Raw genomic sequence first — 18,570 nt, 5'->3', positions numbered from 1 at the left:
TTCTTTAGACGTGTATTCTAATCCATACCAACTGTCGGGATGACGAATACAAGTGTTTCTGTTATTCTAAATACAGTCTTGAACCGTTTACATCTTGACATTCGATTCGGATGAATCCTACATAGGGTAAATCTTTATAACACCAGAGTTCACAAGATAAAGCGCGTAGACCACTAATTATTCAAATGAATCAATTAATTAAAATTAATTTGAAAATAACTGCAACTATTAGGCAACTCTTTGCGTCTGAATAGTTGTAAGGAGAGGGGGATCCTCCGTGGTGGAGCAGGGACTCATCAAGGCCGCCCAAGCGGGAGACCGGGATGCTCTAATCACCCTATTAAGAGAGATAGAACATCATGTCTACAAAACGGCATATTACATTTTAAATAATGAACAAGATGCTCTAGACGCGGCTCAGGAAGCTTTGATCCGTATTTATACCAAAATCGGTTCCTATGAAGAAAAAGCACAATTTAAAACATGGGTACAACGAATCGTGACAAATGTATGTATTGATAAATTTAGACGTAACAAACCAACGGTCTCGATCGATGAACATGAAATGATTTTTGAAGGTCGCGATAATGTAGAGCATGATGTTATGCGTGCTTATACATCAGAAGATGTACGCGAAGCGATTAATCAACTACCAGAGCATCACCGAACCGTGATTGTACTCCGTTATATTCAAGATTTATCCTATAACGAAATAGCAGATTGTCTTGATTTGCCATTGAATACTGTGAAATCGTATTTGTTTCGTGCCCGTCAACAATTACAGAGTCTGCTTGCAGATTATGAGAAAGGAGGAGTGACTGGATGAAACGTGAAGTAGCGGAAGAATGGATGAACCGCTATTTGGACGGTGATCTAAGCGAGGAAGATGCTGATATCCTGTTCCGCCATATCGATAATAATCCTGATGATGCGGATACATTTCGAATAATGAGCGCTTTATCTTTACAGCTTGAGAAATTACCAGATGTTAAGCCCCGGTTTAGTCTAGTCGATTCTATATTGCCTACTTTAGATGATATCGATGCCGAACGTCGTGCTGAGATTGCTTCTGATATCGGCATTATGGAACCGCAACATGAAAGTAAAGATGAATTCACTGAACGTCGTAGACAGCGAAGTTCTTGGAGAGATCGTCTGCCTGTACGTACGATCGGTGGGCTAGTCGCTGCTGGTGTTATTCTTGGAGTGTCGATTGCAACATACGAACCCAAAACACTTTCAGATGCAGGACAAGCACCAACTAGTATCAGTATGGAACAACAAGCAGCAGAGCAAGAAAAAGGCGCAGCGAAATCCAATGCTGAACAAGATGCTACCTTACAAGCACCTGCAACAAATACGCCTGAATCAACAACTTCACCTGAAAGTAATACACAACCACAGTCGGATCAATCACCAGAAACTACGGTGCCTGACAGTGGAACACTAGATTCACAAGCGACACCGCCAGATAAAGCGACTCCTGATACAGGTACAGGCACTAGCCAGGAAAGCACTCCTTCTTCAGGCAACAAGGGAGGCAATCCTCCAGCAAGTTCCCAGACTGGACCAGAAGCAAGTCCGCCGAGTTCGAGCAGTGACCCAAGCAGTAATCAAGATCAGTTGATGAAACAGCAAGAAATTGCGCCGAATACCGATAGTAGTGGCACAAGCGAATCATCATCTGCAACAGGAACCGATTCAGGAACAACAGATAGTAGTTCTTCGAACAGTTCCAAATCGTCAGACAGCACTACCCCAAGTACAGCAAATAACGATGAATCTTCATCTACAGTAGCACCCAAATCAAGTGCAGATGATAGTTCGTCCAAAGATAGTTCATCGTCTAAAGATAATGCTTCTAGTACTACACCGGATACATCCGATAGTGATGTTGCACCAAAAACGTATAGTATAGCACCAGAAACAGATGCTAAACCTAAAGACGATAGTAAGCTTCGTTCATTTAGTACCAATACCATACAGCAAGAGCAAGAATGGGTATCTCCCACTTCGCAATTTGCAGTTGTATTAACCACATCCAATACGTTGAGATTGGATAGTCTATCCAAAAACAATATTAATGGTCGCACAGTTGTGGCTACTGCTACAATTGATGGTACCTGGTTAAATGGTCAATGGACTAAAGATGGCAAAGCATTTAATTATCAAGTAGCTAAAGAAGGCAAAACCAAATGGTATAAACTTTCTACAGCTGGACTTCAATAACATTAATGTACATGATAACAAGTGTAAATTAAGAACTTTCCGAGTATTTAGGAAAGTTCTTTGTCGTATACTCCTTTTTCCGTTAAAATAAAAAGGACGAACTTGGGGGGACGGAAGATGGACTTAAAAACAGCAAGTAAAGAAATTAAAAATAATAATCCAGCCGCTATTTATGTATGTTATGGCAACGAAAAATATCGTATTCGTGAGTTTATTGATTTTGCGACTTCGCAATTAATTGAACCCGAGCATAAAGACTTTGCTCTAGCTCAATATGATCTTGCAGAAACACCGCTAGAGACCGTTATCGAAGAAGCAGAAGAGATTCCCTTTATGGTGCCTCGTAAAGTAATGATTGTCAGAGATTCTTCTGTACTAACAGCAGGCAAAGACACCAAAATCGAGCATCGCATCGATTCTTTACTTCGCTACATGGAACACCCCGCTGAATATAGCATTATTATTTTTTGGGTACAGGGCGAAAAGTTAGATGAGCGCAAAAAAATTGTCAAAGCACTTAAATCATCATCAGCGTGTATATTGCCCTTTCAACCAATGGGTGCAGATGAATTGTTACAATGGTTGATTCGTCATGCCAAAAAGTTAGAATGTGAATGTTCTACAACAGCCGCAGAAGCACTTGTACAGTCTGCGGGTACTGGTTTGGGTATTCTAGCTGCCGAGATGGACAAGTTATGCTTACACGCTGGCAAAGGCGGTGTCATCACGGTAGAAGATGTACAGCACCTTGTTGCGCGCAGTACAGAGCAAAATGTGTTTGCTTTAGTAGAACAGATTGCAGCTGTTCGTTTAGAACAAGCATTGACTATTTTTTATGATCTACTGAAACAGCGTGAAGAACCGATCAAGATTGCGGCTCTGATTGCTCGTCAATTTCGGATTATGTTGCAGGTAAAAGAGCTAGCGGGGCAGAATTATTCGCAACAACAGATGGCTTCTCAACTGAGCCTACATCCTTATGTCGTTAAGTTAGCCGGTGAACAAGCTCGTAAATTTGATAGTCAGAAATTACGCTCGATTTTAGCACATTTGGGTAGATTGGATTATCAGATGAAAACAGGCGCGATCGACAAAGTATTAGGGTTAGAAATGTTTTTGTTGCGTTTAGGAGCTTGATCCTTTTGAGGTAGGCACTACTGTTTATCATAAATTTATCTTATTTCACACAAAAAAGGCTTACCCAGAATGTATATTATCTGTGGTGCAGCCTTTTTTTGTTACAATCATATTTTGGTAAATATAAAAAGTAGATGTGCATGGATAGTATCAGTATCCCAAGCTCACCCTAGCAAACTAACAAAATAAACCCCTGCTCGGAATGGCCGATGCAGGGGTTTATTATATGCAGATTGTGAATACATTCAACAATCTGTTGCACGAAATTTAGCCTTGGCTAGAAATCGCGTTTAGTTTTTTAGCCAAACGAGATTTTTTGCGAGCAGCCGCATTTTTGTGGACAAGACCTTTAGTAGCAGCTTTATCAAGCTTCTTAGAAGCAGCCATTACAGCAGCTTTTGCAGCTTCTACATCAGTATTCACAAGTGCAGTATCAGCAGCTTTAACTGTTGTACGAAGAGCAGACTTGTGAGAAGCATTCAACATACGACGTTTTTCATTAGTTTTTACACGTTTCACCGCGGATTTAATGTTAGGCAATTACATTCACCTCCTGTAGAGCATATACGTATTCTTCACAACTTTAAATATTCTATCATGTACCCTAATCAAATGCAATACCATTATTGACTATAGTCAATGATATTTGAGATGTGGGATTGCTGTAAAATCGCTCAACTGCTATAATAAATGGATTAATGGGATTGTTGATTTTTTTCAATAATCAGCAGTATATTTCAGGCTTGTGTTGGGGGTAAGGCATGACTGATATGTCAGTAAGACAACAAAAAATTCGTAATTTCTCAATCATTGCGCATATAGACCACGGTAAATCCACTTTGGCTGACCGTATTTTGGAATATACAGGCGCGCTCACTTCGCGTGAGATGCAAGCACAAGTACTTGATCAAATGGACTTGGAACGTGAACGTGGAATCACGATCAAATTACAAGCCGTTCGTCTTGTGTACAAAGCAGATGATGGTGTGGAGTATCTGCTGAATCTGATTGATACACCGGGACACGTCGATTTCACGTATGAAGTATCTCGTAGTCTGGCAGCCTGTGAAGGCGCTTTGCTTGTCGTCGATGCGGCGCAAGGTATCGAAGCTCAGACGTTAGCTAACGTGTATTTAGCGTTAGATAACAATTTAGAAATTTTGCCAGTCATCAACAAAATCGATCTTCCTAGTGCTGATCCTGAACGGGTGAAGAAAGAAGTAGAAGATGTTATTGGACTGGACACAAGCGATGCTGTACTGGCTTCTGCCAAAGCAGGAATCGGGATTAAAGACATCTTAGAGCAGATTGTACAAAAAGTTCCTGCACCTACAGGTGATCCGAATGAGCCGCTTAAAGCATTGATTTTCGATTCTCATTATGATCCGTATAAAGGCGTTATTGTCTATATTCGTGTCATTAATGGCAAAATCAAATCAGGTTCCAAAATTAAAATGATGGCAACAGGAAAAGAATTCGAAGTTATCGAAGTAGGGGCATTTATGCCACGTATGGCGATAGTCGATGAATTGAATGTTGGAGATGTAGGATTTATCGTTGCCGGGATTAAAACAGTTGGCGATACCAGTGTCGGTGATACGGTAACCGATGCTAAAAATCCTACGTTAGAACCTTTACCAGGTTACCGTAAAATCAATCCGATGGTATATTGCGGATTGTATCCAATCGAATCATCCGATTATATCGATCTACGTGAAGCGTTGGAGAAATTGCAATTGAACGATGCATCGCTAAGTTTTGAGCCTGAATCTTCAAGTGCATTAGGTTTTGGATTCCGTTGTGGATTCTTAGGACTTCTGCATATGGATGTTATTCAAGAGCGTATTGAGCGTGAGTTCAATATTCCATTGATTACAACGGCCCCAAGTGTTATTTATAAAGTAACATTGACCAATGGCGATGTCATGACGATTGATAACCCTTCGAACTATCCAGAAGTGGGTAAAATCGAATATGTAGAAGAGCCTTATGTGAAAGCATCTATTATTGTGCCGAATGATTATGTAGGTACAGTCATGGAATTGTGTCAGAACAAGCGTGGCGAATTTATCAACATGGAATACTTGGATACTACACGTGTAACGATTACGTACCAAGTACCTTTGTCAGAGATCGTATATGACTTTTTTGACCAATTGAAATCAAGTACTAAAGGATATGCTTCATTTGATTATGAAGTGTCTGGATATCGTAAGTCGAACTTGGCAAAAATGGATATTTTGCTAAACGGCGAGCAAGTTGATGCCTTGTCCTTTATCGTTCACCGTGAGCGTGCTTATCATCGTGGACGAATTATTTGTGAAAAATTACGTGAATTGATTCCTCGCCAAATGTTTGAGATTCCGATCCAAGCATCAGTAGGAACCAAAGTTGTTGCCCGCGAAACCGTTAAAGCGATGCGTAAAAACGTATTGGCTAAATGTTATGGCGGTGACATTTCACGTAAGCGTAAATTGCTAGACAAGCAAAAAGAAGGTAAAAAACGGATGAAACAAGTCGGTAATGTCGAAGTGCCTCAAGAAGCATTTATGGCAGTACTGAAAATTGATGATTAAAGCGCTTGGCAATATAAGCGTGACTTTCTCTATTTGAATCAAAAGTGATTTTTGCAAAGCAAAATATCTTACGTTCGTTTAGTTTTTTTATCACAACTGCAATACTAGGATCATTCGGGGAGAGCCGCAAGGCTTTCCCTTTTGTCCTAGCAATTGGCACCATAAGTGCTGGGCACTACCAACTATCCACAAACGGGGAGGAAAAGAGTCATGAATAGTAATGTACAAAACGACGCGCCCCGTGCGATCTATATGCACATTCCTTTTTGCACCAATAAGTGTTTTTACTGCGACTTTAATTCTTATGTTCTTAAAGATCAGCCGGTAATGGATTATTTACGGGCGTTAGAACGTGAGATGGAATATACAGTACAACAGACTCCACCCGGAGTCATTGATACGATTTTCGTCGGCGGCGGAACACCAACCGTTCTCAAAAACGATGAAATGGAATACTTTTTACAATCGATCCGTAAGCATTTTCCAAATTGGTCAGAAAATATAGAATTTACGATGGAGGCCAATCCAGGTACAACGGATTTGGAAAAAATGGCAATCATGAAAGCAGGCGGCGTCAATCGAGTAAGCTTTGGCGTACAGGCTTTTCAAAATGAGCTGTTAACAGGTATCGGACGTATTCATAATATTGATGATGTGTATCGCAGTCTGGAAAATGCACGTAAAGTGGGGCTAAATAATCTATCGATTGATTTGATGTTTGGTTTGCCGAATCAGACACTTGAGATGCTGTCGTACAGTATTGATCGTGCGCTAGAATTGGATTTGCCTCATTATTCAATTTATAGCTTAAAAGTGGAAGAAAACACATTGTTCCATACCATGTTCCAAAAAAACCAACTTCCTTTGCCTGATGAAGATGATGAGTTGAATATGTATTTGCTTCTGATGGAGCGGATGAAAAAAGCCGGTTACGAGCAGTATGAAATCAGTAACTTTGCCAAACCGGGTTATAGTAGTCGGCATAATACCACGTACTGGCATAATGAAGATTATTACGGTCTTGGAGCAGGAGCACATGGTTATGTAGGAGGTAAACGTCATATGAATATTAAAGGCGTAAATCCTTACAATGAAGCGGCTATGAAAGGCTTACCACGATTAGAACATTTTGAAGTGGATCGTGAAGAAGCGATGGAAGACTTTATGATGGTGGGTCTGCGATTATTACAAGGTGTCTCCAAAGAACGCTTTGTTCGTCAATTTAACGGAGCACAGCTAGATGATATTTTCCGCCCACAAATTGAGAAATTGTTACGTCTAGCATTGATAGAACCTACAGCAGAAGGGTATAAATTAAGCGAAAAAGGTCTGCTGTTTGGTAATGATGTGTTCGGTGAATTTGTAGGCAGTCTAGTGCAAGAAGCAGAAACTGCAAAATAATATTCATTAAATTAAGAACCTGAAGAGAAATTCTTCAGGTTTTTTGTTTGTATTTTACATAAAAGTAGATCATAAAATCGAAAATAACATAAAAATTATGCAGTGACATGAATAATTAGTACTCATTTGGTTAAATGGTATATAACCTATTACATTCATTTGAAGTCTGTTGTACAAGTATAGCAAAAGCATAAGCAAGGATATACAGAAAATACTTGTATATCTACGCTTTAATATAGAAAATATGAATATTATCTCGAAATAGTAGAATATAAAGAATCCAGCTATAAAGAAAAATAGAGTGTTTGTCCGATAATATTTATATCTTTTTCTTCTGAAAATCTATTGAAATATCATTCATCTTAATGTATATTTATACGTATTCTCTTATAAGATTCAAATTTGTAGCATAATAGCTACAGTTTACAAACCAAATTCAAATAAATATTTCTATTTCAAATCAAAGCTATTTTAAAAATAAATGAATGAAAATCTAAACTAAAAAATGAACGGTTATACGGATGATAAGAAAATCGCTAAATGATACCGATTGATCCGCATTACCTCATGAGGAGGAAAGCTATATGCCTGCCGTAGTTACTTGTAGAGCAGCAGTACTTGAAGATGTAGAGCCACTGTATCAGATGATTGCAGGTTATGCCGAGCAAGGGATTATGCTTCCCCGTTCTCGTGAGGCATTGCAACGTCAATTGAGACATTTTGTTGTCGCTGAAATCGATAATGAATTAGTCGGTTGTGGATCGCTTTGTCAATTAGGCAAAGATTTGGTTGAGATTCGTTCGTTGGGTATTTCAGATGGACATAAAGGTCAAGGAATAGGTTCAAAGTTAGTCGATACTCTGCTTGAACATGCAGCAGCTAGAAAACTACCTAAAGTGATGGCATTAACGTATGAAGTTTCTTTTTTCAAAAAGAATGGATTTGAAGTCGTAGATACCAGCATTTTCCCTGAAAAGGTATGGACGGATTGTGTGCATTGTCCCAAACAACATTGTTGCGATGAAATTGCTGTGTTGAAAGTTATTGCCGTATAATCAAAAAAAGTAAGCATATTCATCAAATATATATTAAAAATCAGCCAAATTAACTTGACAATAATCGAGTCAGTTTGGTATTTTTGTATTAGTCGTTAGCACTCATGTTGATTGAGTGCTAACGATGATAGAGCAGAATGAACTTGGATTGATATCAAACTGGATATGTTTAGAAGGAGGGAACTACATGTTAACCGAGCGTCAAAAGATGATTCTAAATGCGATAGTGGATGATTATATTCGTTCGGCAGAGCCTGTCGGGTCCCGTAGTATATCCAAGCGTGGCGATGTGCAATACAGCCCGGCTACGATTCGGAATGAAATGGCGGATCTAGAAGAGTTAGGTTTTCTAGAACAGCCGCATACTTCAGCTGGACGTATTCCTTCTCATAAAGGATATCGTTATTATGTGGATCATCTGACTCCTTTTCAACCGGTAGGCGCTTCAGATGTTAAAGAACTCAAACAATTTTTTACAGAGAAATTAACAGCAGCAGAGCAGGTTATACAACATGCTGCGATGGTTTTGTCCCATATGACAAACTATACTTCGATTCTATTAGGGCCTGAAGTGTTTAATACATCATTACGTCATTTTCAGTTAATCTCACTGGATGACCAGACGGCACTTGCGATTATAGTTACGAATACCGGACAAGTTGAAAATCGTAAAATCAGTATTCCAGAAGGTGTAGCTGTTTCCGATTTGGAACAAGTCGTCAATTTACTAAATAGCAAATTGATTGGTGTGCCTCTCTATAAATTAAAATCACGTATCTTTTCCGAAATTGGTGAAGAGATGCAGCGCCATATGAATCATTATGAAGAAGTAATGAGCACACTGAATGCTGCATTTGATCAAGATCAAGAACAGAAGATTTTCTTGAGCGGTGCAACCAATATGCTGATCCAACCGGAATTCAAAGATATGGATAAAGTGAAAAGTATTCTTGATTTGTTAGAAGAAACACCGACACTTTCCAAAATAATTACAGAAGCTTCGGCACCAAATGGTATTCAAGTACGTATAGGTACAGAGAATCGACATGAAGCGTTTGAAAATTGTAGTCTGATTACAGCTACGTATGAAGTGAATGGCGAATCGTTAGGAACGATTGGTATACTGGGACCTACACGAATGGAATATGCCAAAGTAATCGGTATTTTAAATGTGTTATCTCGTGATATGACTAAAATTTTGAATCACTGGTATCGTTAGTAGATACTATTTCAATATAAATAATGATCTGTATTTAAGTATTTTAAGGAGGTGAACAATCTTGAATAAAGAGCAATCCTTTCAAGAAAATAATCAATCGGAGCAAGAAATCCCGGTTAATCATACAGAAACTGAAGCGGTAGAGAGCGAAGTACCTGCTCCTGAGGCAACAGAAGGTTCTACAACAGCCGATATGGGTTCTGATGAAATGGTATCCAAAGCTGAATTAGAACGTGTACAGGCGCAACTAGACGAGCAGACACAACGTGTTCTACGTGCTCAAGCGGATTTTGATAACTTCCGTCGTCGTACACAGAAAGAAAAAGAAAACTTGGCGAAATATGCTTCCGAGCAATTGATTACCGAGTTGATTCCGGTTGTTGATAACTTTGGACGCGCAATGGCAACTAAGCCAGAAAGCCCTGAGTTGGAATCATTTAACAAAGGTATTGATATGATCTTCCGTCAATTAGACGAAGTGCTTAAAGGAGCAGGCTTGACACAAATGGACGCTGTAGGGCAACCATTCAACCCTGAACTTCACCAAGCCGTAATGCAAGTTGAGTCTGACGAGCATGAAGAAGGTATCGTTGTTGAAGAATTACAAAAAGGTTATGTACTGAAAGATAAAGTACTTCGCCCGGCAATGGTTAAAGTAAGTAGCTAATACAAACTTTTAATTAGCTATATCCTTTTTATACATTAATAATTACCAACATTTTAAAAATATATTAAATAGATGCTAGGAGGAAGTTTTACGATGAGTAAAGTAATTGGTATTGACTTAGGTACAACAAATTCATGTGTAGCAGTAATGGAAGGCGGCGAAGCTGTCGTTATCCCAAATCCAGAGGGTGCACGTACAACTCCTTCTGTTGTAGGTTTCAAAAAAGACGGTGAGCGTATTGTTGGTGAAACAGCAAAACGTCAATCCATCACTAACCCTGACCGTACTATCAGCTCTATCAAACGTCATATGGGTACAGATCACAAAGAATCGATCGATGAGAAAAGCTACAGCCCACAAGAAATTTCAGCAATGATTTTGCAAAAATTAAAATCAGATGCAGAAGCATACTTGGGTCAAACAGTAACTCAAGCCGTTATCACTGTTCCTGCTTACTTTAACGATAGCCAACGTCAAGCTACTAAAGATGCTGGTAAAATTGCAGGTCTTGAAGTACTTCGTATTGTCAACGAGCCTACAGCAGCAGCTTTAGCTTACGGTTTGGAGAAATCAGAAGATCAAACGATCCTTGTTTATGACCTTGGTGGCGGTACGTTTGACGTATCGATCCTTGAACTAGGCGACGGATTCTTTGAAGTAAAAGCAACCAGTGGTGACAATCACCTTGGTGGTGATGACTTTGACCAAGTGGTTATCGACTATTTGGTAAGTGAATTCAAAAAAGATCAAGGCTTGGACTTGAGCAAAGATAAAGCAGCAGTACAACGTCTAAAAGATGCAGCTGAAAAAGCGAAAAAAGAATTGTCTGGTGTATTAACAACAACCATTTCTCTTCCGTTTATCACTGTTGTAGATGGCGTACCTCAGCATTTAGAAGTAAACTTAACTCGTGCTAAATTCGAAGAATTAGCTGCTCCATTGGTTGAACGTACACTTGGACCTACTCGTCAAGCGATCAAAGACTCTGGTCTAAGCGCTAGCGAAATCGATAAAATTGTATTGGTTGGTGGATCTACACGTATTCCAGCTGTACAAGAAGCAATCAAAAAATTAACAGGTAAAGATCCTCATAAAGGTGTTAACCCGGATGAAGTTGTAGCATTGGGTGCTGCTGTACAAGCAGGTGTCTTGACTGGTGACGTTAAAGACGTTGTCTTGTTGGATGTAACTCCATTGTCTCTTGGTATTGAGACAGCAGGTGGCGTATTTACTAAAATGATCGAGCGTAATACAACGATCCCTACAAGTAAATCACAAGTATATTCCACATATGCTGATAACCAAACAAGCGTAGAAATCCATGTCCTTCAAGGTGAACGCGAAATGGCAGCAGGTAACAAAACATTGGGTCGTTTCATGTTGGGTGATATTCCTGTTGCTCCTCGTGGCGTACCGCAAATCGAAGTTACTTTCGATATCGATGCGAATGGTATTGTTAACGTATCTGCTACAGATAAAGGTACAGGTAAGAGCCAAAAAATCACAATCACTTCTTCTAGCGGTTTGAGCGATGATGAAGTTGAACGCATGATGAAAGACGCTGAACTTCATGCTGACGAAGATCGTCAACGTAAAGAATTGGTTGAAGTTAAAAACAGTGGTGACCAATTGATCTACTCTGTTGAAAAAACAATCAAAGATCTTGGCGAAAAAGCAGATGCAGCTGAAGTTGAAAAAGCAAATGCAGCGAAAGAAACATTGAAAACTGCTTTGGAAGGCGACGATGTAGAAGCAATCAAATCTGCTACAGAAGCGCTAAGCGAAGTGGCTCAAGCTCTTGCTGTTAAATTGTATGAGCAAGCTGCACAAGAAGGTCAAGCAGCTGAAGGTGCTGAAGGCACAACAACTCAAAAAGATAACGTTGTTGACGCTGAGTACGAAGTGGTTGACGAAGACGAGAAAAAAGACAAAGAATAACAGCACTTGGCATTATAAGTGCAACAAAGTGTAATAAGAGAAAGATTTTTGCAAAGCAAAATATCTATACCACAGCACGGAATAAATAACATTTATGAAGTGGGAAGGTCAAAGCCGGGGCATCCCGTGCTTTGACTTTCGTTTGTTTATAAGGATACACTTGAATACTGTGTGAGATTGATACGATTATATGACAAGGAGTCGAGGTGGAACGATGGCAGATAAGCGCGATTATTATGAAGTACTGGGTATAGGCAAAAGTGCTTCCGATGATGAAATTAAAAAAGCATATCGTGGGCTAGCTCGTAAATATCATCCAGACGTAAACAAAGAAGCAGATGCAGAAACGAAGTTTAAAGAAGTTAAAGAAGCTTATGATGTATTAAGCGATTCTTCTAAACGTTCTCAATATGATCAATTTGGTCATGTCGATCCGAACCAAGGTATGGGCGGAGGCGGATTCTCAGCAGGTGGCGGAGGATTCGGCGATATCTTCGATATGTTCTTTGGTGGCGGTGGAAGACAGCGTGATCCGAACGCTCCACAACGTGGTAATGACCTACAATATACGATGACCATTGAATTTAAAGAAGCTGTATTCGGTAAAGAAACAGATATTACAATTAACCGTAGTGAAAATTGTGATACATGTAATGGAACAGGTGCCAAAAAAGGGACTCAGCCTAAAACATGTTCTGTATGTCATGGTAGTGGTCAAGAAGAAGTAGTACAAAATACACCATTCGGTCGTATGGTCAACCGTCGCAGTTGTTCTAACTGTGGAGGTACAGGTACAATCATTGAAGAGAAATGTAATACTTGTAGCGGTACAGGTCGTGTACAAAAACAACGCAAAATCAATGTTCGCATTCCAGCGGGTATAGATGATGGCGCACAAATGCGAGTTAACGGTGAAGGCGAAGGTGGTTCACGTGGAGGTCCTCCAGGTGATCTATATATCGTATTCCGCGTTAAACCGCATGATTTCTTCGAACGTGAAGATGATGATATTTACTGTGAAATTCCGATTACATTTGCTCAAGCTGCTTTGGGTGATGAGATCGAAGTTCCTACATTGAATGAAAAAGTGAAAATCAAAGTCCCTGCGGGTACGCAAACAGGAACGTATTTCCGTCTTAAAGGAAAAGGTGTTCCTCGTCTACGTGGTGTAGGTCAAGGGGATCAACATATCAAGGTAGTTGTGGTTACACCAAGCAATCTAAGCGAAGAGCAAAAAGATTTACTTCGTCAATTTGGAGCGCTTAATGGTGAGCATACTCATGAAAATGAGCAATCTTTCTTTGATCGTGTAAAACGTGCTTTCCGCGGTGATTAAGTGCTAACATGTCTAAATAGAAAGCCCGGTTCTTTATGAGCCGGGCTTTTCATTCAGGCATTTACAAGGTATGAAAGAGAATTTTGAATTGTTCAGTCCAGATGTAGTACAATAAATCGTACGTATGTTTCACTATTAGGGGGAAATGAATAATGTTATGGCATGAATTAACTATACATACAACAGAGCAAGCAGTAGAAATGATTTCCAACTTTCTGCATGAAGCTGGAGCTGGTGGTGTAGCGATTGAAGAATCAGGCACACTGAATAAGCCACGCGATACTTCATATGGACAATGGTATGAACTTCCGCTTAACGATATTCCAGAAGGATTAGCAGTGGTGCAAGGTTATTTTGCAGAAGAAACGGATATGAATACATTGATGGAAGAAGTGCGTGTACGTATTGCACAACTTCATGAATTTGATATTGAAGTCGGTACAGCAGAGATGTCTTTCAAAACAGTAGACGAAGAAGATTGGGCAAATGCATGGAAACAGTATTTCAAGCCTATTCGTGTGTCTGAGCGTCTAACGATTAAGCCAACATGGGAAGATTATACTCCTGAAAGTGATATCGAAAAGATTATTGAATTAGATCCAGGTATGGCTTTTGGTACAGGGACTCATCCTACAACATCACTTTGCTTACGTACACTTGAGACTGTTATCAAAGGCGGAGAAGAAGTTATTGATGTCGGTACAGGATCAGGTATTCTGGCAATTGGAGCGATCAAATTAGGAGCAAAAAGCGTGCTTGCCCTTGATCTTGATCCGGTAGCTGTATCCAGTGCCAAAGAAAATACACATTTGAATGGATTAGAGCAAGAGATCACTGTATTTGAAAGTGATCTGTTATCTGTGCTCAAAGCAGATGCAACAACCAAGCTGAATGTAACGTTACCTGTGCAAGTGGTAGTGGCTAATATTTTAGCTGAAATTATTTTGTTATTTATTGAAGATGTGTATGAAGCACTAACACCAGATGGTGTATATATCGCATCAGGTATTTATAAAAATAAAGAAGATGTTGTTCGTGAAGCTTTAGAAGCTGCCGGATTTATTATCGAAGGCGCACATCGGGATGAAGATTGGATTGCCTTTGTTGCGAGAAAGAGGTAAGTAATGGATTTTTTGAACAACTTATTATTTGTACGGTTAGATGTATTACCTTTTTACGTATTGGCATTAGTGATCGGATTTACAGTACATGAATTTTCGCATGCTTATTTTGCCAATAAGTTCGGCGATCCAACTGCTCGCTTGTTAGGACGGGTTAGTCTTAATCCTGCGGTGCATATTGATCTGTTGGGTATTATCTTGTTATTGATTGCTGGTTTTGGTTGGGCGAAGCCTGTACCTGTCACCCGTGAAAATTTCAAAAATCCACGTCTGATGGGGATTATTGTCTCTGCGGCAGGGCCAATCAGTAATTTATTACTAGCTTTAATCACAGTCATCATTTATTATGCTTTAAATTATTTTGGTATTGTAGGTTCTTTTGCCAATACTCGGATTGATGAAGCAATCTTTATGTTTGTACAGTATATGGCATTGATGAACTGTTTCTTATTTGTATTTAACTTAATTCCTTTGCCTCCGTTAGATGGTTACCGTATTTTAAGTGATTGGCTACCAAGACGTGCTAGTGCTAAGTTACAACGTGTAGAACAATGGGCAATGTTGATCTTTTTACTGGTTGTCTTTTTACCGCCACTACGTGCAGTTACTATTTCACCGTTGTATACATTTGCTCAAGACTTAGCGTCTAGCTTTTATACATTCGCTGGTGTGATTTTCGGAGGATAGATCAAGACAGTTACACAAGTATACATTCGTTAATATAAGGGACAGAAGCAGGTGAACGATACATTACACCTAGCCCTGTCCCTTTAAAAGTTGTATGATATTAACTTGAGTTAGCACGTTATCAAATGCACATAGAAAGTGGATGAAGTATGCAGCGATATTTTGTACCCGCAGACCAGTTTGACGAACAAGAAGTGCGTATTACTGGTGAAGATGCGCGTCATATTAGTCGAGTGATGCGATCCCGTGTAGGCGATCAAGTGATTGCTTGTAACGGTCAATCTCTAGATGTATTGGTTGAAATTACAGAACTTGCCGAAGGCGTAGTTACTGCGTCGATCGTAGAAACATTAGAACAGCATGGAGAGCCTAATCTATTTGTGACGATTGCTCAGAGTTTGCCCAAGGCAGACAAAATGGAAAGTGTGATTCAGAAATGTACAGAGATCGGTGCATCTTCTTTTCTACCCTTTTTGTCTGAACGTACAGTTGTTCAATATGATGAACGTAAAGAAGTGAAACGGATTCAGCGTTGGAGCAAAATAGCTAAAGAAGCAGCAGAACAAAGTCATCGTAGTCGTGTTCCACTGGTCGAATCACCTGTATCGTGGAAACAATTATTGAAGCAATTTGCAGATTACGATTTGATCTGTTTTTGTTATGAGAAAGAGAACGGGCATCAACTTCGTGATGTGGTTCAACCTTTTGCACAATCGTTAACAGCAGATCATGATCATGCTTCTCATCAAGTGACTCGTGTCATGATTGTTGTCGGACCTGAGGGTGGATTCAGCGAGCAAGAAGTAGCAGCAGCCGAAGCAAGTGGTGCAGTAGCTACAGGTCTAGGAAGACGTATCTTACGTACAGAGACCGCTGCGATGACAGCACTGGCTTGTATCATGTATGAAACAGGCGAAATGAGCGCTAACAACGTATAAAGAGCTTAAACAATAAACAGGTATATGAAGAAGGAGTGGAATACTATTGGCAAGTGTTATATTGCAACCCAAGCGTAAAAAAAGATTAGAACAAGCTCACCCGTGGGTTTTTCAAAATGAGATTGCTTCGGTTGAAGGAGATCCTATTCCCGGGCAATTAGTGAGTGTATTGACGCATCAGAAGCGCTTTTTGGCAACTGGATATTATAATCCAGCTTCTCAGATCACAGTGCGGGTAGTGTCGTATCAGCCTTTAGAAGAAATGGATACTGCTTTTTTTGTAGAGCGCTTCACTCGTTGTCTCAAGCATCGTCATCGTTTTTTGCCTACAGAAAATGCATATCGTCTAGTTTACGGTGAAGCAGACTTTTTACCTGGCTTAATCGTAGATCGCTTTGGAGAAGTATTGGTTGTCCAGTTATTGACGTTAGGTATGGATGCTTGTCGTCAATCGATTATTGATGCATTGGTACAAGTTATGCAGCCATTAGGTATCTATGAGCGTAGCGATGTATCTGTACGCAAATTAGAAGGGCTAGAAGAAGTCACCGGTGTGTTATATGGAGAATGTCCTCGACATGTAACGGTTACAGAAAATGGTCTATTGATTGAAGTGGATATTGTAGAAGGTCAAAAAACAGGTTATTTCTTCGATCAGCGTGAAAATCGTGCTTCGATTGCTCCACTGATGTTAGGTTGGGGAGATCGTAGTGGAATTGAACTGACTGAAGTTGAAGTAGATGGGCATATGACGCATAAGCCTATGAATCGTAATGGCAAAATTGTCGATTTCCCTTATTGGGATGGAGCTAATGTGTTAGAGTGCTTTTCACATACAGGAAGCTTTACGCTACATGCTTGTCATTATGGAGCCAAAAAAGTAACTTGCCTTGATATCTCAGCACACGCAATCGAAAGTGCCAAAGAAAATGTACGTTTAAATGGATTTGAAGATCGTGTTGAATTTGTAGTGGATGATGCTTTTGATTATTTGCGCCGTAATGCTAAAGGATTAGATGAGCGTCAATTACGTAGTAGCACAGATAGCAAACAAGATACGTCCAAACCGATGACTGCTTCTGGTGGACGTTCATGGGATGTTGTTATTTTGGACCCGCCTGCTTTTGCCAAAACGAAAAGTGCTGTAGCTGGTGCTGTTCGTGGATATAAAGATATTAATTTACACGGAATGAAGCTTGTAAATGAAGGTGGTTATCTAGTCACTGCTAGTTGTTCGTATCATATGCGTCCTGATCTATTTTTGGAGACGATTCAAGATGCAGCTAAAGATGCGGGTAAAGTATTACGTCTCATTGAATGGCGTGCAGCAGGTAAAGATCATCCGCAAATTTTGGGTGTAGACGAAGGACATTATTTGAAATTCGCTATCTTTGAAGTACGTAGTAAAACGTTTTAAATCGTAATTTTAATAGAGTGTTTATAAAATTGCTAGATGACTTGACTAATCTATTCGTGATTCTGGAATGTTAAAGCTACCTCTTACATGTTAGCTGTTGATCTAGGGTCTCTGTAGTACAATAAACAGTAGACTGTATATGCTTTGAAATATATAATTAATCATTTATTTTAATTACAACATCCACATTCACAAAAATCATGTATAAATATAAAATCGATCATGAAAGAGGAATTGCATTGTCAGAGCAAAAAAGTGAAATTGAAGCGGTGATCACGCCACTCGGTTATCTGTATGGACGTGATGCGATCTATGTGGATAAGCTTTACTATGGACTGGGTCGCAGAATGACGTTAGCAGGTGAGTTTAATGGTGCGCTAGCAAGTAAAAGCGAGTCAGACGATTTTGTCATGTACACGCTTCGCTTTGAAGGGGTGTTCTACTTTAATATGGTAGAACTCGATTTGTATAGTGATCAGCTACCGCCAGGGCAATCGGACATTAAGTCGAACTGGTTGGAATATCGTCAGTCTCCACTTTTGGAACGAGCGCAGCAGAAGCAAGAGCTAAAGGAACTGCGTCATTTTATACTGTTTACGTATGATGATGTGTTTGAAATTGCTTGTCAGCGTTATGAGTTAGAACTACATCCGAACAAGAGCAACGCCGAATAGTCATTGTCAGATGGCTATTCTTTTTTTATAATAAAATAGAACACATATTCGCTACTTATCGGGTTAGCAGTTTCCAGGTGCGGCGTTCTACAAAAAGGAGTTTTTGCGACGTCAACATCGATTGCACCGCTCTAATAGAACAATTTTTATGCATCGTGAAGACTATACTATAATA

General features: G+C 39.7%; 16 protein-coding genes. 15 read left to right on the top strand and 1 reads right to left on the bottom strand.

All coding sequences use genetic code 11. The features are described from left to right. The first annotated feature begins 277 nt into the window (after nucleotides 1-277). From PO903_RS20985 to holA, 3 genes are all read left to right on the top strand, one after another. Complete coding sequence (locus PO903_RS20985) at nucleotides 278-826, top strand: RNA polymerase sigma factor (protein ID WP_069329857.1); 549 nt, start codon at nucleotides 278-280, stop codon at nucleotides 824-826. Next, on the top strand, nucleotides 823-2,229 hold the full coding sequence (locus PO903_RS20980) for a hypothetical protein (protein WP_273594461.1): 1,407 nt from the start codon (nucleotides 823-825) through the stop codon (nucleotides 2,227-2,229). The genes PO903_RS20985 and PO903_RS20980 overlap by 4 nt, the downstream gene beginning before the upstream one ends. Before the next feature lie 117 nt (nucleotides 2,230-2,346). Next, nucleotides 2,347-3,366 carry a DNA polymerase III subunit delta gene (gene holA / locus PO903_RS20975; RefSeq protein ID WP_069329855.1) on the top strand — a complete coding sequence of 340 codons (1,020 nt, stop codon included), beginning with the start codon at nucleotides 2,347-2,349 and terminating at the stop codon, nucleotides 3,364-3,366. Nucleotides 3,367-3,633: 267 nt separating this feature from the next. On the opposite strand, the gene rpsT is transcribed toward holA, so the two are convergent. Beyond that, entirely contained in the window at nucleotides 3,634-3,906 is a 273-nt protein-coding gene (rpsT, locus tag PO903_RS20970; protein WP_069329854.1) for a 30S ribosomal protein S20, read from the bottom strand. Nucleotides 3,907-4,127: 221 nt separating this feature from the next. Between rpsT and lepA the strand changes: the two genes are divergently transcribed. The 12 genes from lepA to PO903_RS20910 all read left to right on the top strand — a co-directional run bounded on the left by lepA (nucleotide 4,128) and on the right by PO903_RS20910 (nucleotide 18,395). Beyond that, nucleotides 4,128-5,942: a translation elongation factor 4 gene (lepA, locus tag PO903_RS20965; RefSeq protein ID WP_069329853.1), complete on the top strand. Its 1,815-nt coding sequence runs from the start codon at nucleotides 4,128-4,130 to the stop codon at nucleotides 5,940-5,942. A 210-nt stretch (nucleotides 5,943-6,152) separates the two neighbouring features. Next, entirely contained in the window at nucleotides 6,153-7,343 is a 1,191-nt protein-coding gene (gene hemW, locus PO903_RS20960; RefSeq protein ID WP_069329852.1) for a radical SAM family heme chaperone HemW, read from the top strand. A gap of 584 nt (nucleotides 7,344-7,927) precedes the next feature. After that, nucleotides 7,928-8,398 (top strand): N-acetyltransferase, encoded by a 471-nt coding sequence (locus PO903_RS20955; protein WP_069329851.1) that lies wholly within the window; start codon nucleotides 7,928-7,930, stop codon nucleotides 8,396-8,398. A 187-nt stretch (nucleotides 8,399-8,585) separates the two neighbouring features. Next, the gene (hrcA, locus tag PO903_RS20950; RefSeq protein WP_069329850.1) at nucleotides 8,586-9,617 is read left to right on the top strand and encodes a heat-inducible transcriptional repressor HrcA; all 1,032 of its coding nucleotides are present in this window, start codon (nucleotides 8,586-8,588) and stop codon (nucleotides 9,615-9,617) included. Nucleotides 9,618-9,678: 61 nt separating this feature from the next. Further along, the gene (gene grpE / locus PO903_RS20945) at nucleotides 9,679-10,284 is read left to right on the top strand and encodes a nucleotide exchange factor GrpE (protein WP_273594460.1); all 606 of its coding nucleotides are present in this window, start codon (nucleotides 9,679-9,681) and stop codon (nucleotides 10,282-10,284) included. Nucleotides 10,285-10,377: 93 nt separating this feature from the next. Continuing rightward, the gene (dnaK, locus tag PO903_RS20940) at nucleotides 10,378-12,222 is read left to right on the top strand and encodes a molecular chaperone DnaK (RefSeq protein WP_069329848.1); all 1,845 of its coding nucleotides are present in this window, start codon (nucleotides 10,378-10,380) and stop codon (nucleotides 12,220-12,222) included. A 214-nt stretch (nucleotides 12,223-12,436) separates the two neighbouring features. Continuing rightward, nucleotides 12,437-13,558, top strand: a complete 1,122-nt coding sequence (dnaJ, locus tag PO903_RS20935) for a molecular chaperone DnaJ (RefSeq protein ID WP_069329847.1) — start codon at nucleotides 12,437-12,439, stop codon at nucleotides 13,556-13,558. A 152-nt stretch (nucleotides 13,559-13,710) separates the two neighbouring features. After that, complete coding sequence (gene prmA, locus PO903_RS20930) at nucleotides 13,711-14,679, top strand: 50S ribosomal protein L11 methyltransferase (protein WP_069329846.1); 969 nt, start codon at nucleotides 13,711-13,713, stop codon at nucleotides 14,677-14,679. A gap of 3 nt (nucleotides 14,680-14,682) precedes the next feature. After that, on the top strand, nucleotides 14,683-15,366 hold the full coding sequence (locus PO903_RS20925; RefSeq protein WP_069329845.1) for a site-2 protease family protein: 684 nt from the start codon (nucleotides 14,683-14,685) through the stop codon (nucleotides 15,364-15,366). A 149-nt stretch (nucleotides 15,367-15,515) separates the two neighbouring features. Continuing rightward, nucleotides 15,516-16,304, top strand: coding sequence for a 16S rRNA (uracil(1498)-N(3))-methyltransferase (locus PO903_RS20920; RefSeq protein WP_069329844.1), 789 nt, complete (start codon nucleotides 15,516-15,518; stop codon nucleotides 16,302-16,304). Between the two features lie 46 nt (nucleotides 16,305-16,350). Continuing rightward, a complete protein-coding gene (locus tag PO903_RS20915) occupies nucleotides 16,351-17,721 on the top strand; it encodes a class I SAM-dependent rRNA methyltransferase (RefSeq protein ID WP_069329843.1) in 1,371 nt (456 codons plus the stop codon). A 239-nt stretch (nucleotides 17,722-17,960) separates the two neighbouring features. After that, nucleotides 17,961-18,395, top strand: coding sequence for a hypothetical protein (locus PO903_RS20910; protein ID WP_273594459.1), 435 nt, complete (start codon nucleotides 17,961-17,963; stop codon nucleotides 18,393-18,395). Nucleotides 18,396-18,570 lie beyond the last annotated feature (175 nt).

This window comes from Paenibacillus sp. PK4536, from assembly GCF_028594455.2.
In the GTDB taxonomy this organism is placed as follows: domain Bacteria; phylum Bacillota; class Bacilli; order Paenibacillales; family Paenibacillaceae; genus Saccharibacillus; species Saccharibacillus nuruki.
The sequence above is the reverse complement of the archived record's forward strand: the minus strand, read 5'-3'. Positions and strand labels throughout refer to the sequence as shown.